The organism is Pseudoalteromonas phenolica, assembly GCF_001444405.1.
GTDB lineage: Bacteria > Pseudomonadota > Gammaproteobacteria > Enterobacterales > Alteromonadaceae > Pseudoalteromonas > Pseudoalteromonas phenolica.
This window is the reverse complement of record NZ_CP013187.1, coordinates 2,430,272-2,455,025: the sequence shown is the minus strand read 5'-3', so window position 1 is coordinate 2,455,025 and position 24,754 is coordinate 2,430,272. Positions and strand designations below refer to the sequence as shown.

General features: G+C 40.7%; 15 protein-coding genes. 14 read left to right on the top strand and 1 reads right to left on the bottom strand.

What is annotated here, in order from left to right:
- Positions 1-55: 55 nt before the first annotated feature.
- From PP2015_RS10720 to PP2015_RS10705, 4 genes are all read left to right on the top strand, one after another.
- Positions 56-2,077 carry a S9 family peptidase gene (locus PP2015_RS10720; protein ID WP_058030306.1) on the top strand — a complete coding sequence of 674 codons (2,022 nt, stop codon included), beginning with the start codon at positions 56-58 and terminating at the stop codon, positions 2,075-2,077.
- 658 nt (positions 2,078-2,735) lie between these two features.
- Complete coding sequence (locus tag PP2015_RS10715; protein WP_058030305.1) at positions 2,736-3,017, top strand: hypothetical protein; 282 nt, start codon at positions 2,736-2,738, stop codon at positions 3,015-3,017.
- Between the two features lie 608 nt (positions 3,018-3,625).
- Positions 3,626-4,078 (top strand): Hsp20 family protein, encoded by a 453-nt coding sequence (locus PP2015_RS10710; RefSeq protein WP_058030303.1) that lies wholly within the window; start codon positions 3,626-3,628, stop codon positions 4,076-4,078.
- 163 nt (positions 4,079-4,241) lie between these two features.
- Positions 4,242-4,589 (top strand): HIT family protein, encoded by a 348-nt coding sequence (locus PP2015_RS10705; RefSeq protein WP_058030302.1) that lies wholly within the window; start codon positions 4,242-4,244, stop codon positions 4,587-4,589.
- Here the strand turns inward: PP2015_RS10705 and barA are convergent.
- Positions 4,586-7,345: a two-component sensor histidine kinase BarA gene (gene barA, locus PP2015_RS10700; protein WP_058030300.1), complete on the bottom strand. Its 2,760-nt coding sequence runs from the start codon at positions 7,343-7,345 to the stop codon at positions 4,586-4,588. The two genes, PP2015_RS10705 and barA, sit on opposite strands and share 4 nt — an antisense overlap.
- Before the next feature lie 81 nt (positions 7,346-7,426).
- On the opposite strand from barA, the gene rlmD reads away from it, so the two are divergent.
- From rlmD to PP2015_RS10650, 10 genes are all read left to right on the top strand, one after another.
- Entirely contained in the window at positions 7,427-8,740 is a 1,314-nt protein-coding gene (rlmD, locus tag PP2015_RS10695; RefSeq protein ID WP_058030298.1) for a 23S rRNA (uracil(1939)-C(5))-methyltransferase RlmD, read from the top strand.
- Between the two features lie 5 nt (positions 8,741-8,745).
- The gene (relA, locus tag PP2015_RS10690) at positions 8,746-10,902 is read left to right on the top strand and encodes a GTP diphosphokinase (protein ID WP_058031608.1); all 2,157 of its coding nucleotides are present in this window, start codon (positions 8,746-8,748) and stop codon (positions 10,900-10,902) included.
- Between the two features lie 71 nt (positions 10,903-10,973).
- Positions 10,974-11,774: a nucleoside triphosphate pyrophosphohydrolase gene (mazG, locus tag PP2015_RS10685; protein ID WP_058030297.1), complete on the top strand. Its 801-nt coding sequence runs from the start codon at positions 10,974-10,976 to the stop codon at positions 11,772-11,774.
- A gap of 166 nt (positions 11,775-11,940) precedes the next feature.
- Positions 11,941-13,575 carry a CTP synthase gene (locus PP2015_RS10680; protein ID WP_058030295.1) on the top strand — a complete coding sequence of 545 codons (1,635 nt, stop codon included), beginning with the start codon at positions 11,941-11,943 and terminating at the stop codon, positions 13,573-13,575.
- A gap of 229 nt (positions 13,576-13,804) precedes the next feature.
- Positions 13,805-15,097, top strand: coding sequence for a phosphopyruvate hydratase (eno, locus tag PP2015_RS10675; RefSeq protein ID WP_058030293.1), 1,293 nt, complete (start codon positions 13,805-13,807; stop codon positions 15,095-15,097).
- Positions 15,098-15,233: 136 nt separating this feature from the next.
- The gene (locus PP2015_RS10670; protein ID WP_058030292.1) at positions 15,234-16,364 is read left to right on the top strand and encodes a sensor histidine kinase; all 1,131 of its coding nucleotides are present in this window, start codon (positions 15,234-15,236) and stop codon (positions 16,362-16,364) included.
- Positions 16,357-17,190: a LytR/AlgR family response regulator transcription factor gene (locus PP2015_RS10665; RefSeq protein ID WP_058030290.1), complete on the top strand. Its 834-nt coding sequence runs from the start codon at positions 16,357-16,359 to the stop codon at positions 17,188-17,190. The genes PP2015_RS10670 and PP2015_RS10665 overlap by 8 nt, the downstream gene beginning before the upstream one ends.
- Positions 17,191-17,687: 497 nt before the next feature.
- A complete protein-coding gene (locus tag PP2015_RS10660; protein WP_058030289.1) occupies positions 17,688-20,354 on the top strand; it encodes a glycoside hydrolase family 16 protein in 2,667 nt (888 codons plus the stop codon).
- Between the two features lie 67 nt (positions 20,355-20,421).
- Positions 20,422-23,379: a TonB-dependent receptor gene (locus PP2015_RS10655; protein WP_058030287.1), complete on the top strand. Its 2,958-nt coding sequence runs from the start codon at positions 20,422-20,424 to the stop codon at positions 23,377-23,379.
- A gap of 125 nt (positions 23,380-23,504) precedes the next feature.
- Positions 23,505-24,752 (top strand): sugar MFS transporter, encoded by a 1,248-nt coding sequence (locus tag PP2015_RS10650; RefSeq protein WP_083496566.1) that lies wholly within the window; start codon positions 23,505-23,507, stop codon positions 24,750-24,752.
- Positions 24,753-24,754 lie beyond the last annotated feature (2 nt).

The window sequence follows — 24,754 nt, the reverse complement described above, 5'->3', positions numbered from 1 at the left end:
ACATTTTATCCTGACTCTAGTATTCATATGCTAAATTTATTAATTAGGGATCACTATGGCTATTGGGATCAGAAAAACACTTTCAGCACTTGCATTATTACCTGTTCTTGCTCAGGCAAACTCAACATTTAATGCCAACGATATCTTTGCATTAGAATATGCAAACGACCCGCAAATTTCTCCAAACGGTAAACAAGTTGTATATGTCAGAAATTCTAATGACATAATGAAAGATAACACTCGCCGCAATTTATGGTTAGTAGACGTAAAAAGTGGTGAACAAACGCCACTATTTTCAGATGAAAACCAATACCTGCACCCAAGATGGTCACCAGATGGTAAAAAAATAGCATTTATCAGTAATGTTTCTGGCAGTTACCAAGTGCATGTGCATTACCTTGAGAAAAATCGCACTGCATTGTTAAGCCAACTTCAGTCAAGCGTAAGTAATTTAACTTGGTCTCCGGATGGTAAGTGGCTGGCATTTAGTCAACAAATCAACGAAAAGCCTTCGGTGATCGCAAAAATGCCAGCGAAACCAAAAGGCGCGAAATGGTCAGATCCTGCAATTGTTATTGATAAAGCTTATTACCAAGCTGATGGCAGGGGATTAGTTAAGCCGGGCTATCGCCAAATCTTTATTTTACCAAGTGATGGTGGGACGCCGCGTCAATTGACTTCAGGTAATTTTCATCATGGTGGGAAGCTTACTTGGCATAGTAACTCAGAAGAAATTGTATTCTCTGCAAATAGAATTAAAGATTGGGAATACAAGCGCTTAGAAGGTGATTTATTTAGTGTAGATTTAAAGGGCAAGCTTACTCAGCTCACTACTCAACCAGGCCGAGAGCATTCTCCTAGCTTTTCAAGAAACGGTAAAAAGTTAGCTTTCTTAAGTGCATCTGGTGAGTTGAATCCATATCGTAATCACAAGCTGAATGTCATGGATTGGTCAGATAAAGAGTTTGAAATGGTGGGTAAAGATTTTGACCGCTCTATCCAAAATCCAACTTGGATCAGCAATTCAAGATTGGCAATTGCCTACGATGACTTCGGTAAGCGCAAGCTTGCAGCGATTTCTTTAAGTGGCAATATCAAAGACCTTGCTGACAGCTTATCGGGCACAACATTGGGCAGACCTTATATTAGCGGCCAATTTAGTGCGAACTACTCAGGTAAAATTGCCTTTACCCATGGGACAGCGCAAAGGCCAGCGGATGTATCAATAGCATCTACTAAAGGGAATACCAAACAACTAACTGCATTAAACGAAGATTTACTTGCTCATAAAACACTGGGTGAGGTTCATGAAGTTAACTACAAGTCTTCATTTGATGGCGAGCAAATTCAAGGTTGGTATATCACGCCTCCTAATTTTGATCCTAAGAAAAAGTATCCGCTATTGGTTGAGATTCATGGTGGCCCTCACTTAGCTTATGGTCCACATTTTTCTGCTGAATTACAGCGTTATGCTGCGCAGGGTTACGTGGTGTTTTACGATAACCACAGAGGCAGCAGCTCTTATGGTGAACGTTTTGCTATGTTGCTGAAGTATAAGTACAGTTCAAAAGAAGACTTTGCTGACCATAATTCTGGTGTTGATGCCATGATAAGCAAAGGATTTATTGATAAAGGTAATTTATTCATTGCTGGGGGATCTGCTGGGGGCATTGCAACGGCGTATGCGATTGGCCTTACCAACAGGTTTAATGCGGCTGTTGTCGTTAAACCTGTGATTAATTGGTTAAGCAAAGTATTAACGGCTGATAGTGGGTTATTACAAATACCCACACAATTTCCAGGTATGCCATGGGAGCATGTAGAGCATTACTGGCAACGCTCACCATTATCTTTAGTTGGCAATGTGACTACGCCGACGATGTTAATGACTGGTGAAGAAGATTTACGAACACCGATGGCTGAAACTGAGCAATATTATCAAGCCTTAAAGCTTCGTAAAATCGATACAGTATTAGTTAAAATACCAGGCGCACCACATGGTATCGCAGGAAAACCATCTCGTATGATAAGTAAAATCGAGCACACCTTGGCGTGGTTTGAAAAGTATAAAAAGTAAAGCATCTTAGTAAGTGTGGTTAGTACATTATGTCATGCTAACCACACATTTAGTTCTGCCTGCTTATTAACTAAAACTCTGTGCAAAATCTATAATGCGTGGCCAGTTGAAGAGCGACTTAATTCAGTTGAATGTGCTCTTAAGAATCGCCAATTAACCATCTGTTTAATCTCTTTTAATCTGGTCTCTCATCGCTAGGCATGTTTAAGCTTCTTCATTAACTGAATGGATAATTTGCACCGAAAATGGTGTATCTATACCAACCCACAATAACATCTAATCAATTTGAGTGATTAAACCTGATGGTAGCGACTGAAGTCTACAGAAATAAGAAAACATGCTTTTGCCTATCATATCAAAACACAAATCAATAAATGTTAAGAGTTAGCATCTAGCGTCCAGTAAGGCTGAGCTTTCATTAAATTCAGATGAGATCTTAAAGCAAAAGCTCCAGACGAGTTCAATTTTCGCGAGAGGTTATTATTGTGTTTAAGTTAATTGTTAGGTGGGCTGATTCGTTATATGAGTATTTTCATAATATTCAAAAATAAAGCGTTTTATCTCTATTAAATATACATTTCCTTAACCTTGAGCTTGATTTGTAAATAATTTGGTATTAACTTTAACATATCGATTATTTAGTTTAAGGGATTAAAAAATGTTACATGGATTTAGGCTGATATTAATAATTGGTGTGTTTTTAGCGATAGCGGGTTCTGTTCAATCAGGTGATTGGCGTTACTCAGTTTGGATTGTACTCACTTTATCAGTTGCATTAGCTGTGAGCTTTAAAGTATCCAAAGACAATTTTTTAGAATCAAAAGAACAAAAAGATGCGCAGAATGATTCGTGTGCCTTGTTATTCTCTTCAACTCCTTACTTTTCAGATAAAAACGATCACAAAGTGAGGCATTCTTCCGTAAATTCAGAACGCTTTTAATATTGAAATGGATTCCAACCAATAGTAAGTAAACAAAGCCTGGGTTAATACTCAGGCTTTTTCTTTTAATCAATTTCTACTCGTAACTAATACCAATCCTCAATCATTTTGAGGAATTAAAACCGATGGCAGCTGCTTTGAAAATTTCTCATTTCGAATAACCAAATAGTAAAATTTTCGTATTGCTAGCAACATGTTTTCTTTGCCTCTTAATAGATTATTTGATTAAAAAGAGTGGTATAACACCAATCTTCAATGATTTTGCTATCGGTAAATTTTTCTCAGCTAAAACAGGTTTACGAATTAAGGAGGCTGAAAAGAGAGAACTTTAATCTTGAAATTGCAATTGTCATTTAAAAACAAGAAAAGTACGAATTAACTTTTTTAAATAATCATAAGTATATCAATTACCTAATTGCGTGATTGGATGCGCTGAAAAAATAAAATTTAATTTTTTTAAACTCTTCTCTTGAAAACTTTTAAGCAGACCTTATTTCTATTTGTGAAGACGCCTTACAGGGTCTTCGTTAACTTAATTTATTGAATTTTAAGGTATTCTTGCTCATGAGAGGAGATGCCATAACTTATCGCTCTAAGAGGGTATTATTATGCGTACAGTAGATTTATCACCACTTTACCGTTCATTCATTGGCTTTGATCATTTAGCTCAACTTATGGATAACGCTAGCCGCAATGCAAAACAATCAAGCTTTCCTCCATATAACATCGAGCTTTTAGGTGAAGACAAATATCAGATCACCATGGCGGTTGCGGGTTTTGTAGAATCTGAACTACAAATTGAAACTGAAAAAAATACTCTTACAGTAAAAGGGTTAAAAGAAACTAAATCAGCAGATGGTGAGCGTACCTTTATTCACCAAGGCATTGCTGAAAGAAACTTCGAGCATAAATTCCAATTGGGTGACCATGTAAAAGTTCGTGGCGCAGCATTAGAGAATGGTTTATTGAATATTGCATTAGAACGTGAAATTCCTGAAGCTGAGAAACCGCGTACCATTGCGATTAATGGGGTTAATCAAGAGCTTCTAAAAAGCGCGTAAACCATTAAATTCATTTTAAAGTCTCCCAATCAGCGGCTTACTTGAGTAAGCCGCTTTTTTATGTCTTTGGCTTACCATCTTAAATTCAACTGCTAAACTAAAATTATCAAAATAGCGCTCTGTTTAGGAATGCTTAGATATCAGACTTGATAGTGGAGGTGTTATGAGCAGCAAGTACGAAGGAAGTGATTTTTACTGTGACCTAGCTTTGAGCGGCAAACTAGAACTGGATGTTGTGTACGAAGATGAGCATGTACTCGCTTTCCATCATACTAACCCTTATTGGCCAGTACACCTTGTGGTTATCCCTAAACGACATATTCCTTCATTTACAGATTTGGGAGGGCACGAGTCTGAGCAGTTGGTTCACTTAGTGATGGTGGTTAAACAAGTTGCAGCTAAAATAGAAGAGGAGTATGGAGCGGCCCGTGTGCTTACCAATCTTGGAGAGTATCAAGATAGTAAGCACTTGCACTTTCATGTTAATTTTGGCGAACCAAAAACTAACTAGCTTATTTGTGAGACCAGTTTTAAATTCTCAAGTTCATCAAGCAGTTCAAGTACTTCGGGTTCGACATCGGCAATATTTTGGTAACGTTTTAAACCTGTCTCAATCGTTTCTGACAATTGTTTAAGTTTAGGGACTCCTGTATAACAACAAGCGCCATGAAATTTATGAATAACTGATAACAGTAGTGCAAAATCTTCGTTTTCAAGCGCTTGTTCTATTTGCTGGTGAGTGTCGCTTAAGCTGTCGAGCAGCATATTTAACATTTCAATAGCCAAATCAGGCTTACCGCCAGCGTGACGAAGCGCTAACGGCCAATCGAGTAAATGGCTTTCAAATGGAGCAGGACTCGGCTCAGCTTCTTCTTGCTTCACTTTGGTCGTTGAACTTACTGAAGAGCTGCTATAGTCACAAATTGTTTGTTTCAGCATGTCTTCGTCAATGGGTTTAGTTAAATAGTCACTAAACCCATCTTTGAGTAACTGGTCTTTTTCACCGCTTAATGCGTGTGCTGTTACTGCAATAATTGGAGTATCTTCATTGAGTGATGAATCCAAGATAGTTTTGCATGCCGTAATACCATCCATAATGGGCATTTGAATATCCATGAAAATTAAATCATATTTATGTGTTTTACACAGAGCTACAGCTTGCGCACCATTGTGTGCTGTATCAATACTTTCTATTTGCTCTGATAGCAGTGTAGAGAGTAGCTTTAAGTTTGCATCATTATCATCTGCAATGAGTGCTTTTAGCGGCAATATTGGCTGGTCGTGTTCATCCGTCGAAACATCAGGGTGATCTAGGCGGTATGGTGCAGCTAACATTTCACATAGCTTACGATAATGCAGAGGTTTACTTGCGCAGGCATCTGCGCCACTACCGACTAAAGACTCTCGCATATTATGAGAAATGGTACTAACCATGAGGTATAAATAGTCAGATAGCAGTCGAGCTTGAGTTATATAGTTCTTCAGTACTGGCATTTTTTCAACATCAGCTGTATTTCCTATTAAACAAATATCATAACTGAAGTCTTTTTCTAGAGCCTGATAAAAGGTCTCTTCTGTCAAACAGGGGGTTACCTGCATTTTCCATTCATTTAATTGAGCCAAGATTGCATAGTGAGTATGCTCCTGAGGTTCAAAGAATAAAATACGCTTGTTTTCGAGGCTATAAGTCGGTAAATCATTGTTAAACGCACGTTGGGGCAGTTCAAAAATGGCATTGAAGGTAAAACAGGTACCTTGACCAGGGGCTGAGTTTAAACTGATACTACCACGCATGGCTTCGACAATGTGTTTAGTTATGATAAGGCCAAGACCTGTACCACCAAATTTTCGAGTGATACTTGAGTCTGCTTGGCCAAACGGTGTGAATAGCGCATCTTGTTTCTCTGCGGCAATACCTACACCGGTGTCACTGACCGAAACTAACAGTGATGCATTGGTTTGCTTTATTACACGGTGAGTAATATCAATTTTAACCGCGCCTTTTTCTGTAAATTTAATGGCATTACTTATCAAGTTAATGAGTACTTGCTTTAACCTAGTTGGGTCACCTACTAAATTTTCTGGTACATGTGGATGGATAGAAATAGACAGTTCAAGTTTTTTCTCATAAGCACTTGGTGCTAGTAATGTCATGACTTCACTGATAACTTCTCGTAACTGAAAGTGGATACTTTCTAATTCCATCGCGCCCGCTTCTAATTTCGAGAAATCCAAGATGTCGCTGATAATAGTCATGAGGCTATTGGCCGAAAGCTCGATGGTGTCTAAATACTCTTTTTGGTGTTTATTTAGCGGCGTTTTATAAAGTTGTCTTGTAAAACCAATCACACCATTTAAAGGCGTTCTTAACTCGTGACTCATTTTCGCTAAGAAGTCAGATTTAACTCGGTTAGCATCTTGTGCCTCTTTTTTGGCGATATTGAGCTGAATATTTTGGGTTTCGTACTGTTCCAGCGTTTCTCTATAGTCACTGGTGGCTTGGTCAATATGCTTTTGCATTTCATCACGTTGGTTAGCCATTGCACCATTAATTGTATGCAGCCCTTGGCGTAATAATTCGAACTCTCCTTGCATTGGTACTTGTAGGCCAATGTCCTGCTTACCTTCGACCAATTTGTCTGTAGCGAGAAGTAATTGTGACAGAGGTGACACCAGTACTTTACTTATACGCAATGATAAAATGCCGCTCAAAATTAGAGCTATCACAATGATACTAATACTCATAATCAACGTTTGTTGTTGTGCGATAATGGCTTTATCTTTACTGACTTCGATAACTAAAAGTGCGAGCGGCGTGGCGTGGGCATCTTGCCATTGCTCTGAGGGTTGTGAGTTAAATTTAACTGGAGTGAAAAATATAAATGTATCGTCTCTTTTCACCATATCTGTATGGTGAAGCGCTTTAATGTCGTTAGAGAAGTTTAAGTTATTAAAATGCTCATGATAATTGCTGGTCAGTAGGAGTTCTTTTTCAACATCAAAAACAGCGATACTTTTGATAAGCGGAGAGTGTTTATTGTGTGCAGTACTGACTATACGCTTAAGTTGTGCTCTATCTTCACGCAGAACGGGTTGCTCTAATGCGATTGCCAATGGCTCTGAAATGCTACTTCCACGTTGGAAGAGAATTTCTTCAAGCTCAACATAACGATTTACTGTAAAATACCCCCCAAGAATTAAACCAATCAGCATGGTAGGGATTAAAGTTAGAACGAGAATGCTATCGCGCAGGCCTAATCTGGTCATGAATGAACTATTTCTTATTAATATTCTAGCTTTAAGAGTATCGACTTAGACACGGGTTGGCAAACATTAAGGGGCATTCGTATGGCACAGATATTTCGTGCTAAAAAAACGTCAAATAAAGGCAAAGTACTGACTTTGGATGTAAAGTCACTTGATCATCAAGGTCGAGGTGTTGCAAATCACAATGGTAAGGTGTGTTTTATTGATGGTGCATTACCAAACGAACGAGTAAAAGCGCAAATTCTCGATGAGAAGTCAAAGCTCATTGAGGCTAAGCAAGTCAAAGTACTTACACCAAGTGAAGAACGTATCGACCCTTTTTGCCAACATTATGGTGTGTGCGGTGGATGTCAGTTACAGCATTTAAAAGTAGACAGTCAGATCACTTATAAACAGCAAGCCGTTGGCAAACTATTTGAAAAATTTGCAAAAGAAACGCATCTAGCTTGGCAACCTGCTATCACCAGTGAAGATAAATACTACCGCCGCTCTGCCCGTATTGCTTGTATTTCAGATAAGAAAACGAAGCAATTTAAATTAGGCTTCAGAGCGCAAAAGAGTAAGCAAATAGTAGAAGTAGAAAATTGCCCAGTTTTAAATATTGCTTTTGAAGAACTATTCACGCAGCTAAGACTAGTTGTCACAGATAACAGCAAGCTTCATTCAATTAGTCATGTACAGCTTTGTGAAGCAGATAACGGTGTGTTTGTACTTATAAGGCATACCAAAGTAATTGATGACAATACGAAACAGATATTAATAACAGCATTAAGCGACTCAGGTGTGCAGGTTTTATGGGATGATGGTAAAGAGCCTGTGACATACGAGCAACTCCCTAACTATCGAGTTAATGGGATTGAATTTGGTTTTCAGCTCAATAACTTTATTCAAGTTAACGGCGAAGTAAATGAAAAGATGCTGATGCAATCATTAGATTGGTTAGCACTCAGTGAAAAAGACATCTTATTAGACTTGTTTTGTGGTATTGGTAACTTTTCTTTGCTTGCAGCCAAATATGCTAAACGTGTTGTTGGTGTTGAAGGCGTAGATAATTCGGTACAAAGAGCTAAGGCAAATGCAGCACAAAATCAGCTTGAAAATGTCTCTTTTGAATGTTTTGACCTGACGGATGATATCTCAAGTGCCACGTGGTTCGATAAACAAGCGAATGTATTGATTTTAGACCCGTCTCGTACCGGTGCGTATGATGTATTGAAGCAATTGCCACTAAATCAATTCGAAAAAATTCTCTATGTATCGTGCGATCCAGTTACTTTAGCGAGAGATAGTGCTTTAGTACTTGAAGCTGGCTTCACAATCAGTAAAGTGGGACTTATGAATATGTTTCCTCACACGGGGCATATAGAGACAATGGCGTTGTTCCAAAGGAGGTAATGCAGATGGTTGCAACCCGCCAATCACATCAAACTCATTTACCAGCCGATTTTTCGGCTCGGCTAGATCTTCTGAACCTGTCAGACGATAAACTCTCATATTTAGACCGAGCCCATGCTTTATGTCCTTCTGATGTGAATGCGACGACCTTGAACAAAGCCGTTGAGATGGTGGAAATCCTTGCCGAGCTGAATTTTGATCCTGAATCTTTGGCATCTGCTTATTTAACGCCCTATTTTCTTGAAGGGTTAATCAGTTTTGATGATGTAAAAGACGAGCTCGGCGACAACGTTGCTTTGCTGTTGCAAGGGGTTGAGCAAATGGCGACAATCAGCACCCTAGCACATCAGGGTAAAGGCAATGTACAGATTGATAACATTCGCCGTATGTTATTGGCTATGGTTGAAGATGTTCGAGCGGTAGTAATTAAATTAGCTGAACAAATTTGTCATTTACGTGAAGTAAAAAATGCTGATGAAGAAGAGCGTGTGGTGACAGCTAAAGCGACCGCAAATATCTTCGCACCACTGGCTAATCGTTTAGGGATAGGACAGCTTAAGTGGGAACTTGAGGACTTATCGTTCCGCTACCTTCACCCAGAGACCTATAAGCGTATTGCAAAGCAGCTGTCTGATAAGCGTTTAGACCGTGAATCCTATATGGAAAACATGGTGAATCTAGTGTCTAGTAAGCTTGCCGAAGCAGGCGTGAAAGCACAGGTTTATGGGCGTCCAAAGCACATTTACAGCATCTATAAAAAGATGTCGCAAAAGAATTATGAATTTGATCAGCTTTTCGATATTCGTGCTATGCGAATTGTGGTTGATGAAATTCAAGACTGTTATGCCGCGCTAGGTATTGTGCATACCAGTTGGCGTCATCTGCCAAAAGAGTTCGACGACTACGTTGCCACACCAAAACAAAATGGTTACCAGTCTATCCATACTGTGGTGTTTGGTCCTGAAGGTAAAACAGTCGAGATCCAAATTCGTACTGAAGAAATGCATCAAGATGCTGAGCTTGGCGTTGCAGCCCACTGGATGTATAAAGAAGGTGCTTTACCAGGGCGTGGCTCAGGTTATGAACAGAAAATAAGCTGGTTGCGTAAGCTACTCCAATGGCAAGAAGAAGTTGTTGATGGCAGTGACTTAGCTGATGAGCTGAAAAACCAAGTGGTTGAAGACAGAGTGTATGTCTTTACACCAAAGGGTGATATTTTTGATTTGCCACTCGGCGCGACGCCACTCGACTTTGCCTATTATATTCATTCTAATGTCGGTCACCGCTGCGTAGGTGCTAAAGTGTTCGGTAAAATAGTCCCGTTTACTTATAAGCTAAAAACCGGCGATCAGGTTGAAATTTTAACCCAGAAGAATCCAGCGCCAAGTCGTGATTGGTTAAGTCCAAGCCTAGGTTATATTTTCTCATCGCGTGCTCGTAGTAAAATTCATCACTGGTTTAAGCAGCAAGACAGAGATAAAAACCTACAAGCGGGTAAAGAGATGCTAGATTCGCATTTGTCGAAACTAGATCTTACCTATAAAGACTTAGAGCCAGCGGTTGAACGCTTTAACTTTAGAGAGCTTGACGACTTAATGGTGGCATTGGGGGCGGGCGATGTCCGCATCAACCAATTCTTAAACTTTATCCAAGCGAAGCCAGAACCTGAAGATACGTTAAAAATTACTTCACGCAAAAAGGTGAAAGGCGATAAAAATGGCATTGTGGTCGATGGGGTGGGTAGCCTATTGAGCCATGTCGCCAAATGTTGTCAGCCAGTCCCGGGCGATGAAATTGTTGGCTATATTACGCAAGGTCGTGGCATTGCAGTTCATCGTAGTGATTGTGAGTCGTTTTCGCACATTTGCGAGCAACATCCTGAGCGTGAAATAGCTGTCAGTTGGTCTGATGATATTAAGTCATCTTATGCGTTGAACTTACGAATTGAAGCGCAGGACAGACAGGGCCTTATTCGTGATATCAGCTCTGTGTTGGCCAATGAAAAAGTGAATGTATTAAACATGAACTTGCAAACTAACTATGAGCAAAATACAGCAGTATTTATAATGCAAATAGAGGTTTCTAATCTGTCTTCAATGAACCGCTTGATCACTAAGTTGGTTCAAATTGATGGCGTATTTGAAGCAAAGCGACAGCATTAACAGTTAAAAATATCAATTTAATAAAGTCGGCATTTGCCGACTTTATTGTTTTAAAAATAAGTGTTCTAAAAATGAATCAAACTGAAATAGATAAACTGCTTAATATCATGCAAACACTTCGTGATCCTAAAAAAGGATGCGATTGGGATAAAGCCCAAACATTTAAAACCATCGTGCCGCATACCTTAGAAGAAGCTTATGAGGTGGCTGATGCGATAGAGCGCGATAATATGGCAGATCTCAAAGATGAGTTGGGTGACTTGTTGTTCCAAGTTATTTTTTATGCACAAATGGCCAAAGAAAAGGGGCTGTTTGATTTCGACGAGGTGGTTGAGGTTTTAAACAACAAGCTGGTTCGCAGGCACCCGCATGTATTTTCAGAGCAAAAGACATTAACAGATGAAGAGCTTGAGCAACAATGGCAGGCGATTAAAGATCAAGAAAAAGCCGCAAAGCCGAACTCATCTGAGCAACCCTTATGGCATGACATTCCAAAAGTGCTCCCTGCATTAACGCGTGCTAAGAAAGTACAAAAACGCGCTGCAAACTTTGGCTTTGATTGGCCAGACTACCATGGCGCACTTGAAAAAGTATCAGAAGAAGTGGCAGAAGTAAGCGAAGCACTTGCAGAAAACCCTCAGTCCGAACACTCAGCTGAAGAAATAGGTGATTTACTGTTTGCGACAGTTAATGTGGCTCGCCATGCTAAACACGACCCCGAACAAATACTGAGAAACGCGACAGATAAATTTGTAGGCAGATTTGCCCAAGTTGAAGCCGTACTTAAACAACAAGGCAAGAGTTTAGATGCGTCAAGCCTTGAAGAAATGGATGAGGCTTGGGAGCTGGTGAAGAAAAGAGCAAAAGAATAAGACGGTATTAGGCAAACAATAACGACGATTTTTTTGAGGTCTTACTTGTCATTATTTAAAGCGCTTACGCTAAATTTTTGTGGATTGATGTTAAGTGCTTTGCTATACTATCGCCCCGTCTTGATTCTTATTTAAAATTCCATTTTCCTGATATTCTAGGGTTCGCATGAGTACAAAATTTATCTTCGTAACGGGCGGGGTTGTTTCGTCTTTGGGTAAAGGTATTGCCGCAGCATCGTTGGCAGCAATATTAGAAGCCCGTGGCTTAAACGTAACTATTCTTAAGCTGGATCCTTATATCAACGTGGATCCGGGTACAATGAGCCCAATTCAGCACGGTGAAGTTTATGTAACTGAAGACGGTGCTGAAACTGACCTAGACTTAGGTCACTACGAGCGTTTCATTCGCACCAAAATGACAAAGCGCAACAATTTCACGCAAGGTCGTGTTTTTGAAGACGTGCTTCGTCGTGAGCGTAAAGGTGAATACCTTGGCGCGACTATTCAGGTAATTCCACATATCACTAACGACATTAAGCGCCGTGTAATTGAAGGTGCTGAAGGTTACGACATCGCTATCGTTGAGATCGGCGGTACTGTTGGTGATATCGAGTCACAACCGTTCTTAGAAGCGATTCGTCAGCTTGGTACAGAACTGGGTCGTGAACACGCATTATTCATGCACTTAACGTTAGTGCCATTCCTTGGTGCTGCTGGTGAAGTTAAAACTAAGCCAACTCAGCATTCAGTTAAAGAACTTCGCTCTATTGGTATTCAACCAGATATTCTAGTTTGTCGTTCTAACTGTAAATTGCCAGCTAACGAACGTGCAAAGATCGCACTTTTCACTAACGTAGAAGAAAAAGCGGTTATTTCACTGCAAGACGTAGACAGCATCTATAAGATCCCTGCGTTATTAAAATCACAAGATCTTGATAACTTAGTGTGCCGTCGTTTCTACATTGAAGCACCTGAAGCTGATTTAGCTGAGTGGGAACAGGTTCTTTATCAAGAGTCTAACCCAACTGGTGAAGTGACAATTGGTATGGTAGGTAAGTACATTGAACTACCAGATGCATACAAGTCAGTAAACGAAGCGTTGAAGCATGCGGGTCTTAAAAACCGAGTAACAGTAAACATTCAATACGTTGATTCACAAGATATCGAAAGCAAAGGTGTTGAGTTATTACAAGACCTAGACGCTATTTTAGTACCTGGTGGCTTCGGCGGCCGTGGCGTTGAAGGTAAAATCCTAGCGGCTAAGTATGCGCGTGAGAACAAAGTACCTTACCTTGGTATTTGTTTAGGTATGCAGGTTGCGCTCATTGAATATGCGCGTAACGTTGCAGGTCTTGAAGGTGCAAACTCTACAGAATTTGACGCAGAATCTGCTCATCCAGTTGTTGGTCTAATCACTGAGTGGTTAGATTCAGAAGGTAACGTAGAAGTACGTGACGAAGCGTCTGACTTAGGTGGCACAATGCGTCTAGGTGCGCAACTTTGTCACTTAAAAGAAGGTTCAAAAGTTCGTGAAGTGTATGGCAATGCTGAAATCACTGAACGTCACCGTCACCGTTATGAAGTAAACAACAATTACATCGAGCGTCTTGAAAAAGCGGGCCTACACTTCACAGGCTTGTCTGAAGATAAGAAGCTAGTTGAAATCATCGAAAATAAAGATCACCCTTGGTTCATTGCAGCTCAGTTCCACCCTGAGTTCACCTCGACGCCTCGTGATGGTCACCCGTTATTTGAAGGTTTTGTGGGTGCAGCGTTTGCACATCAGAAAGCAGAAAAATAATCTGAAGAAGCCGTGCATTTGCACGGCTTTTTTGTCTCTAAACCAGCTACGTATTTTTTAATAATAGTTGGTGTGTAATAAACATTGTTGTGCAGCGTTATTTTTATTCAATTTAAACAATGCAGACCAATGGTTATTATGGGGTTAGGTAACAAGGTTATTTAATCCTATACAGGAAAATAGCTATCAATAAAACATTATCACCACTATGGGAATAAGAGGAATCAAGATGTCAAAAATCGTTAAAGTGATTGGTCGTGAGGTTATGGACTCTCGCGGTAACCCAACCGTTGAAGCTGATGTACATTTAGAGTCAGGCGCTTGGGGCCGTGCGTGTGCACCATCAGGTGCGTCTACTGGTACTCGCGAAGCACTTGAGTTACGTGATGGTGATAAGTCACGCTACCTAGGTAAAGGCGTACTTACTGCTGTTAACTACATCAATAACGACATCGCATCAGCACTAGCTGGTAAAGACGCGACAGAGCAGCGCGTTATCGATCAAATCATGATCGACTTAGACGGCACTGAAAACAAAGAAAAATTAGGTGCAAACGCTATTCTAGCTGTATCTCTAGCAGTAGCTAAAGCAGCAGCAGAAGATAAAGGTGTTGCGTTATACGAACACATCGCTGACATCAACGGTACTTCAGGTAAGTACTCAATGCCAGTACCTATGATGAACATCATCAACGGTGGTGAGCACGCTGATAACAACGTTGATATTCAAGAATTCATGATCCAGCCTGTTGGCGCGTCAAGCTTCCGTGAAGCGCTACGCATGGGTGCAGAAATCTTCCACAGCCTTAAGAAAGTTCTAAATGCTCGTGGTCTTAACACGGCTGTAGGTGATGAAGGTGGTTTTGCACCAGATCTTAAGTCAAACGAAGAAGCACTAGAAGTAATCGCTGAAGCTGTTGCTGCTGCAGGTTACGAGCTAAACAAAGACATCACACTTGCACTAGACTGTGCGGCGTCTGAGTTCTACGTTGACGGCAAATATGACCTGAAAGGTGAAGGTAAAGCATTCGATTCTGAAGGTTTTGCAGACTTCTTAGCAGACCTTGCTGCTCGTTACCCAATCGTTTCAATCGAAGACGGTCTTGACGAAAGTGACTGGGCTGGTTGGAAAGTATTGACTGATAAGATTGGTGACAAGGTTCAACTAGTTGGTGACGATTTATTCGTAACGAACACTAAGATCCTTAAGCGTGGTATCGATGAGAACATCGGTAACTCAATCCTTATCAAGTTTAACCAAATTGGTTCACTTACAGAAACACTTGAAGCAATTGCAATGGCACATGAAGCTGGCTTCACTGCGGTTATCTCTCACCGCTCAGGTGAAACTGAAGATGCGACTATTGCTGATTTAGCAGTTGCAACTTCTGCAGGCCAGATCAAGACTGGTTCACTATGTCGTTCAGACCGTGTAGCTAAGTACAACCAACTTCTTCGTATCGAAGAAGCGCTAGGTAACAAAGCGGTTTACAACGGTCGTAGCGAAATCAAAGGTCAGTAATTTTTAACTGATTTTATAAAAGCCGCCTAAAAAGGCGGCTTTTTTGTGCCTGTGTTATATACATTTTGCTTTTCTGCTTGCCTATTTATTTCTATTGAATAAAGTAATTAAAGAATAACGATAAATAGAGCCTGTTTTGAACGTTTTCAATAAAGCCCATCTCAAAGAAAATAGCCCATTGGAACTAGAATCTTCCGCCTTTAAAAGGCTGTCTAAACAATTTTGGAGCTTACAGATAGGCGGCTGGCTTGGTTACATGCTTGTGGTTTTTATTGCCATTATTCGCCCGCAATTTGATTCTCCCGACTTTAATTTAATCGGTCAAATAATTAACCTAGTTGTTGAAACACTCAGTGGCTTTTGCCTTTCTTTACTTCAGTGGTTATTCATTCAAAGAGTAATTCATAACACGCTTAAACAGACCCTAATATTGAGCTTCACATCTGCCGCTGTACTTGGTTTAGTCTATAACATAATTAAGCTAGGTAGTTACAAAGTAATAGTACATAGCCAGCAGTGGAATGAAGCATGGAATATGCTTGAATTTGGTGGTTGGTTGCTGTTTTCTTTGGCAACTATGTTTGTGTGGACTTCAATCTTTTTTATCATGTTTTATAACAGCAAATTACAAAGAGAACATGAGCAATTGTTAAGAGCACAGACTCTGGCCAAAGATGCGCAACTTGAGATGATGCGTTATCAGCTCAATCCTCACTTTATGTTTAATACAATGAATGCAATTTCGACGCTAATCTTAAAAGAAGAAAATGACAAAGCATCAGAAATGCTTGATAAGTTGTGTGGTTTTTTCCGCTATTCTTTAGAGGCAACAAAACAAAGCAAAAGTACTTTGAAAGATGAACTAGATTTGTTGGGGCTTTATTTATCGATTGAAAAAGTCCGCTTTGGCAAACGTCTCAAAGTAAACTTCGCTGTAGATAAAGACGTAATGAACTGTGTACTGCCCAACATGCTTTGTCAGCCAATTATTGAAAATGCGGTTAAATATGCGGTAGAGCCAAGCAAAGATGGCGCTGAGATCACTTTTAAGGCATACAAAAGCAATGAGAGTCTAATAATTAAAATAATGGATACGGGCCAAGCTGTAAAAGAATTAAAAAGAAAAGGGTTTGGTATTGGTTTACAAAATACCCGCTCAAGGTTAGAAGTAATGTTCAACGGCGAGTGTGAGGTGATTTTGACACCTAATCAAGAAAGAGGAAATACAGTGACCATGACGATGCCTTATGAGGTGAATAATGACTAAACAGTTAACGGCTGTAATTGTTGATGATGAACCATTAGCCCTTGAGGGACTGAGTCTTCGTCTGGCGAAAATTCCTGAAATAAAAGTAATTGGTCAGGCTGAAAATGGCGATGAAGCTATCAAGCTTTGTCAAACTTTAGAGCCTGATGTGTTATTTCTTGATTTACAGTTACCAGGGTTAAATGGCATCGAAGTTGTACAGGCTATGCAATCGGATACATTACCTATGATAGTGTTTGTCAGTGCTTATAGTGAGTATGCCATTGAAGCATTTGAGCTTAATGCCATTGATTATGTGCTTAAGCCGGCAAATTTGGGTCGCTTGCAAAAAACGGTATCGAGAATACTTGAGCGACAAAATCCCCATCAAGCCGAAAAAGAAAAATTTAAACTGCTAAATGCTTTAGGTGAAACGTCAGGCATTGAAGTGAGTGAATTAGAAGAGTGGCTAGAAACTGATGCACCGCTTCCTACCTCAATCAATCAAGAGATCGTGATTAAAAATAGCGATAATGAAAAAGTGCTCGTCCCAGTTAAAGAAATAAAATGGGTAGATGCGGCAGGTGATTATATGTGTGTCCACACCGAAAAAGACACCCATGTATTAAGGATCACAATGAAGAAACTAGAGTCATTATTAGATGAAAAACAGTTCGCACGAATTCATAAATCGACCATAGTTAATTTAAATCACGTAATAAGCATCAAGCCACTTCGAAACAACGAGAGTATAGTGACTTTGAATGACGATATTGAGCTAAAAGTCAGCAGAAATTACAGCCCAGTTTTGCAAAATTTTATTGCGGAAAAGCCAGTTATAAACTAAGCATGATTTAACACTTATCTTACATTTAATGCCTGAGCTGCATCAGTTCAAAGCAACTCATCAAATAATTGCGCCAATATGGCGCACGACCCCAATATAAAAACACTTCATTAACTCAAACAACAAAAGGCTTACACGTTTCGTCGTAATTTTGTTTCGTTTTGTCGCGCACTATTTTGACGCATATCACGGGCGTCTCAGCTCTATTTCATGATACCGAATCTGCATTGTAACAGTGAGGTTAATGGAACAGGATAAAGTCAGGCGCAGTTTACATACTTGTCTGTTTACTGCACACCATGCGCAATTTATGAGAAATCATTAATAATTAACTTGAGCTTCGAATAACTACTAATTCTCTAACGAGACGAGACAGTAAGATAAAAAATTTTAATAACAAATGTTTATCTTATTTTTATTCCCAGCCTCAAGTAAAAAGTGACAACGGATCTCATGAATTGTTATGACAACAAAGTCGCATATTTGGAACACACATTATGATAAAAGTTGCAAAGCATTTTTCACATGTTGGTGCCTTAATCGCAGTATCTACCTTAGTGGGATGTGGCGGTGGTGCTGAGACGAAAACAGATCCAACACCGATTAATCCTCAAGCTCCAGTGAGTGATTGGCAGCTGGTTTGGAGTGATGAGTTTGATGGGTCATCAATCGATGGGCAAAAATGGACTCATGAGGTTAATTGTTTAGGCGGTGGTAACGCCGAGAAACAGTGCTACACAGAAGATGAAGCAAACTCTTATGTAAGTGACGGCACACTGAAAATCGTTGCATTGCCTGCCGCTGAAGGTGCACAGCAGCCTTATACTTCAGCAAGAATGATTACCAAGAACAAAGCTGATTTTAAATATGGGCGCTTTGAAATGCGCGCTAAGTTACCAAGTGGCCAAGGTAGTTGGCCGGCATTTTGGTTGCTTCCAACTGATGAAGTATATGGTGGATGGCCAAAGTCGGGTGAAATAGACATTGTAGAAGCGGTCAATTTAAAAGCATCTGATGCGGATGGAAACCCTGAAAGTCATATATACGGCACCCTACATTATGGCAAAGAGTGGCCTGACAATGTGAATTCAGGTATGGCTTATAAATTACCAAATGATGCAAACCCAGCAGATGATTTCCATACGTATGCAATTGAGTGGCAAGAAGGTGAAATTCGCTGGTATGTTGATGATTATCTTTATGCCACGCAACGCCGTTCAGAGATTCGCACAAATTCAAAAGGTGAAACAGTTGGTTTAAAACATCGCGGCTGGTTTGCAGAATATTTTGACCAAGTTAGTGGCGAATTGACGACTCATTATGATAATGCGCCTTATGACCAAGAGTTTCACATGCTGCTTAATTTTGCTGTAGGTGGAAATTGGCCAGAGAATGTAAACGAAACAGGCATTGATGCTAGTGCTTTTGAGAACGGTCAAATCTTCGAAATTGATTTTGTACGTGTGTATCAATGTCAGCAGAATGTAGACACTGGTAAAGGGTGTGAAACAATTCGTGCAGGCTATGATTCTTTAGAAGATGCACTTGTTGAAGGTAAAGCCCCAATTCCATCACCGCCATCAACGGGGATAGCTCAAAATTTAACGATTTTTGATGGTTCGTTTAATCCTAACTGGCCTGCTTGGGATTGCTGTGGTGGTTCAACACCAGAGATTGTTGAAGATGAAATGAAGGGCAATGTGGTTGAGTTTGTAGTCGGTGCAGAGCCTACAGTAAATGGTTTTATCACGCGAGAAGCATTTATTACCGACGAAGCGGGCAAACCATCGCCTTTTGACGCATCTCCTATGATTGAAACTGGCATGCTCAGTTTTGACATGAAAATAGTAACTGCACCGAATAATGCAGATTCGACTTGGATGCTTAAGCTTGAAAGTTCAGAAGGCACAACAGCGATTGAAATTCCTCTTTCTCAAAATAAATCAGGTACTGAACCTGTCGTTGGGCAGTGGCAAACTTTTGAATTTTCTCTTCAAGCGTTAGCTGATGGTGGTCTTGATCTTAGTGCGATTGATGTTGTTATGATTTTTCCAGCTTGGGGCACCGGTGAGGGGGCACAGTATCGTGTAGCAAATTTAAAAATCGAAGATTCAGAAATTGCTGCTTCACCTGAACTAATCGTATTCGAAAACGAGCAAAATCCAAGTTGGCCTTTATGGGACTGTTGTGGTGGTTCAACACCTACAGTTGAGCTTGATGATGATGCTCATGGCAACGTAGCTGAATTTAAAATTGGTGATTCACCGACGGTAATGGGCTTTATTTCTCGTGCTGACAATATACTTGATGGTGGTTCAGTGAGCCCGTTCGATGCGACATCGATTCTGTCAAACGGTGTGATCGAATTTGAAATGAAAATCACTAATGCACCTGATAATGCCGAGGCTCCTTGGTTATTTAAAGTTGAGTCAGTGGATGCTGCATCATTTGCTGAAGTCGATTTATCAACCAGTGTGGAGCAAGCTGCACCTGTTGTGGGCGAGTGGCAAAAATACACATTTAAATTATCTGACTTAGCGAATGCAGGTTTAGATGTAAGCGCAATTGATGTGTTAATGATTTTCCCTGCATGGGGCCAAGGTGCCGGTGCGATTTACCGTGTTGATAATGTGAAAATCTACGATCCAAATGCGTCTGATGCATTCATGGGACATGTATTATTTGCTGATGATGTGAAAGAAAAATGGTCGCTTTGGGATTGCTGCGGCGGCTCTACGCCAACGATCGAAAATGACGATACAGCACATGGCATGACGGCAGAATTTAAAGTGGGTGCAGAGCCTACTGTACTTGGTTTATTTGCTGAAGATGAGCACTTTATTGATGCATCAACGTTGTTTGAAACTGGCGTTGTGCAATTTGAGCTAAAAGTAGTGACAGCACCGAATAATGCTGATGCAGCTTGGTTATTCAAAATTGAGTCATTGGGTGCAAGCAGCTTTGCTGAATTCCCTTTAAGCGCAAGTCAAGAAGGCAAAGCGCCAGTGGTGGGGGAATGGCAAACATACACCTATTCATTAAAAGATTTATCTGATGCTGGTTTAGATATCAGTGCCATCGATATCTTAATGTTCTTCCCTGCTTGGGGAGCGGGAGAGGGTGCGGTCTATCGCGTAGATAACGTGATGATCAAAGCACTTTAACACGAACCGATAAGGTCGAGCGTGATTATTCACGCTCCTCACTGAGCAAGATTTTAGTAGGGCAATTATGAACACATTTAAATTCCAACAATCAAAAATCGCACTTTATGTATGTGCGGCATTAAGCACAGGCTTTACAGTCAACGCACAAGCGAATGAAGCTGATAAAGAAAAAGACGTTGAAGTTATTGAAGTACGTGGAATCAAAGGCAGTTTGATCCGCTCGATGAATGTAAAGCGTGATATGTCGGGTGTCGTTGATGCTATTTCAGCAGAAGAAATGGGTAAATTCCCAGACACTAACTTGGCTGAATCACTTCAGCGTATAACGGGGGTTGCAGTTAGCCGCAGTAATGGTGAAGGTAGCCAAATCACGGTGCGTGGCTTCGGTCCTGATTTTAACCTAGTGACTTTAAATGGTCGCCAAATGCCTGGTACGGGTAATACTCGCTCCTACAGCTTTGAAAATTTATCCTCAAGTGGTGTATCGGCATTAGAAGTCTATAAAACAGCGCGAGCTGACAACCCAACAGGTGGTCTGGGTGCAACGGTTAACATTGTGACAGCAAAACCTCTTAGCAGCGCCACAGAGAAGTTTTCGGTGTCGGCAAAAGCAATTCATGATTCATCAAATGAAGCAGGCGAAGATATCACGCCTGAGTTCTCAGCACTTTACTCAAACACGTATCTAGATGATACCGTGGGCTTTGCCATTTCTTTTAACCATCATCGTCGTGATTTTCAACAGCAAGGTGCCAATATTCAAGGTTGGCAAGCTAATGTCGATTTGCCCAGTAACTTAGATGCGGACAAAGTTGTTGATCCTCGCCCGTTAGATGATGAAGGAAACCGAGTGGGAGACCACTTTTTTCCGCGGGATATGAACTACGGTATTGCCGATTTTCAACGTGAGCGCACCAATGGGCATATAGTTTTCCAATATGCACCAGTTGATGACATGGTATTCACATTAGACTATGTGGGTACCAAAGCGGTGACAGGTATGAACTCTATTGGTTGGGGGATGTGGAACGACTATGGTGGCAATATCAATGCGTATGAGCTAGATGAAAATGGCACTGTTATTTATGCAGATATCGGTGGTAATGATGGCTCTTTTACAGCCTCCCGTGCGACAACAGAAGTAGATGAGCGTTCTTTAGGCTTTAACTTTGATTGGCAAGTTACAGACTCTTTGAAGCTGACCTTGGACTACCATGATTCTCAAAGCGAGACAGATAATGGTGCAGACAAGGGCTTAGGCAGCCATGGTTCATTGGTTTTAGGATCAGACCAGCTTATTACAAAAATGTACGACTATCGTACAGGTGAAGTACCTCACGCGAATATCCTTTGGAACAATGGTACAAACGAATTGCTAGCCAGTGAAATGGATTCACACTTTAGTCAATTTGTTCACTCTCCAGGTAAAGCAACTGTAGATCAGATTCAATTAGATGGTATTTGGGATGTTTACTATGACGATATTGGCTTAGTAAATATTCAATTTGGTGCTGCACGTACCGAACAGGAAATGAGTGGTTCTAATGCTTGGAGTGGCTTAATTGGTGGCTTTTTGTTTAACCCTTCTTGGCCTGAATTGTTCCCTGATGGCATGTTCACTAAGCACGATACCAGCGATTTCTTAGATGCCTTTGCTGGTGGTGGCAGTGATTTAAATCCACATTATTATTACACCTTCGACTTTGATGAAGTTGTAGCTCGCTCTGAAGCGTTTTTAACCAATGAATTGTTAGGTGGTGACGATTCCTTCGCAACAACCGCGTATCACGATTTGGGTACTTTCTCGAAGGGCTCGGTTACAGAAGAAACAACCAGTATTTATTTATCAAGCTTCTGGGAGTTTGAAATTGCAGATTTCCCTGTGCAATTAAATGCAGGTGTACGTTACGAAGAAACTGATGTAACCAGTAATGTATTCCAACCAGTTCCAACTTCAGTTTGGTGGAAAGGCGGCAGTGAATGGCACACTCAATATCTTCCTGGTGAAAACAACACACTAACGCTGACAGGTGAGCATGATGTGTTTCTACCTATGCTTGATATTAAAGTAGAGTTAACCGATGACCTAGTGTCACGTGTGTCTTGGGGTAAAACCATTTCGCGCGCGCCTTTAGGTGATTTAGCAGGCGGTCGTAGCCTATCAGGTAGTCCAAAAATTGGCTCGCGCAATGCGAGTGAAGGTAACACTAACTTGTTACCATTTGAATCAACAAACTTCGATTTAAGTTTAGAGTACTATTACGCAGAAGGCAGCTACGCAGCGATTGGTTACTTTGACAAATCGGTTAAAAACTTCATAGGTAGTCAAATTGTGTCTACAACGATTGAAGGTTTTAATGATATTTACAAAGGCCCTCGTTGGAATCAGGCTGTGGCTGACATTGAAGCGCGTGGAGAGCAAGCTACCAACGATGCTATTTTTGCTCAAATACAAGCGAATGGTTCAACACTAAACGAGCAAGGTTATATCACGCCCAATTCGGATGATCCTTTGATGGTTTGGGACATCACGCGTCCATTTAATGCGCCTGATACTAAGTCAGTAGATGGTATTGAAGTTGCTGTTCAGCACCTTATTGGTGAAACAGGCTTTGGTGTTGGCGTTAATGCGACTTTCGTAAACGGCGATGTTGAATTCGATGTGAACAGTTTAGACCAGCAAACCCCTTTAACAGGTTTAAGTGACTCAGCAAACTTACAAGCGTTTTATGAAAAAGATGGTTTATCAATCAAGTTAACTTATGCATGGCGTGATGAATACTTGATTGGTGTTGGTCAAGATCAGGGCTCTTCAGATAACCCCCCACAATTTGCTAAGGCATTTGGACAGTGGGATATGAGTGTGAACTATGATCTGAACGACCAAGTAACCGTGTTCTTTGAAGGCATCAACTTGAATAACGAAACAGAGCAAGGCTATGGCCGTTACGAGCGTCAGTTCTTATTTGCAAGAGAATATGGCCCTCGTTATGCGGTAGGTGTTCGTTATTCGTTCAATTAATTCAATATAACTCATAACAAGTGCTTACCTCTTTTTTGAGGTAAGCCATTCAAGATTAATTAAAACTCAGGTGCTAGCAATCTCTATATGCGAGCGCTCTGGGTTTGGCATGCTGGAATATGACTATGGCAAGCTCTATAGGTACTTTTGATACAAACAATCAGGTTGAACAACCGCAGAATAATACTTTTGCGTTGATCACCTTAACCACTTTGTTTTTTATGTGGGGGTTCATTACCTGTCTAAATGACATTTTAATTCCTTATTTAAAAAACGCTTTCTCCCTCACTTACACTCAAGCCATGCTAGTGCAATTTTGCTTCTTTGGCGCTTATTTTATTGTGTCGATCCCTGCTGGCACTTTAGTGAGTAAAATTGGCTTTAAAAAGGGCATAATCACGGGTCTTACAATAGCAAGTCTTGGGTGCTTTTTATTTTATCCTGCGGCGGCTTTGGGCGTTTATGCCTTATTCTTAGGGGCGCTATTTGTACTGGCTGCAGGTATCACGGTCTTGCAAGTATCAGCGAACCCATTTGTGAGCGCACTTGGGCCTGCAAAAACCGCTTCTTCGCGTTTGACTATGACGCAAGCGTTTAACTCTTTAGGTACAACCGTCGCGCCATTTTTTGGTGCTTGGCTGATTTTCTCAGAGACAAATGCAGCTGCGCAAACTGACGCGACAGCGGTACAAATCCCTTATTTATTTTTAGCACTGACGTTATTGGCTTTAGCTGTGGTTTTTGCGTTTATTAAGCTGCCTGAGCTGGGTAAAAGTGAACAATCAAAACCATCGATTAAAACCGCATTGAAATATACGCACCTTAAACTTGGCGCAATTGGCATCTTTTTATATGTAGGTGCAGAAGTCGCCATTGGTAGTTTTTTAGTGAACTTCTTACACGACCCAAATATCGCAGGTTTGAATGAAGCGCAAGCCGCTAAGTTAATCGCCTACTACTGGGGTGGTGCTATGATCGGCCGCTTTATCGGTGCTGTTGTGATGCAAAAAATCGCAGCGGGTAAAGTGCTGGCATTCAATGCAGTGATGGCCATTGTATTGCTTGTGGTTGCAGTGATGTCAGAGGGCGCAGTGGCGAAGTGGTCAATTCTGGCTGTTGGCTTATTCAATTCAATCATGTTCCCAACCATCTTTAGTTTAGCAATCAATAAACTAGGCGATGCAGCAAGTCATGGCGCGGGTTTACTTTGTCTGGCCATTGTTGGTGGTGCAATCGTGCCATTATTCCAAGGCATGCTTGCCGATGTCGTCGGTGTTCAACTGTCTTTCTTATTGCCAGCACTGTGTTATGTGTTCATTGGCTACTTCGGCTTAAAAGGTCATAAACCTGTAAATAGCTCTTCTGAGAGGTAATA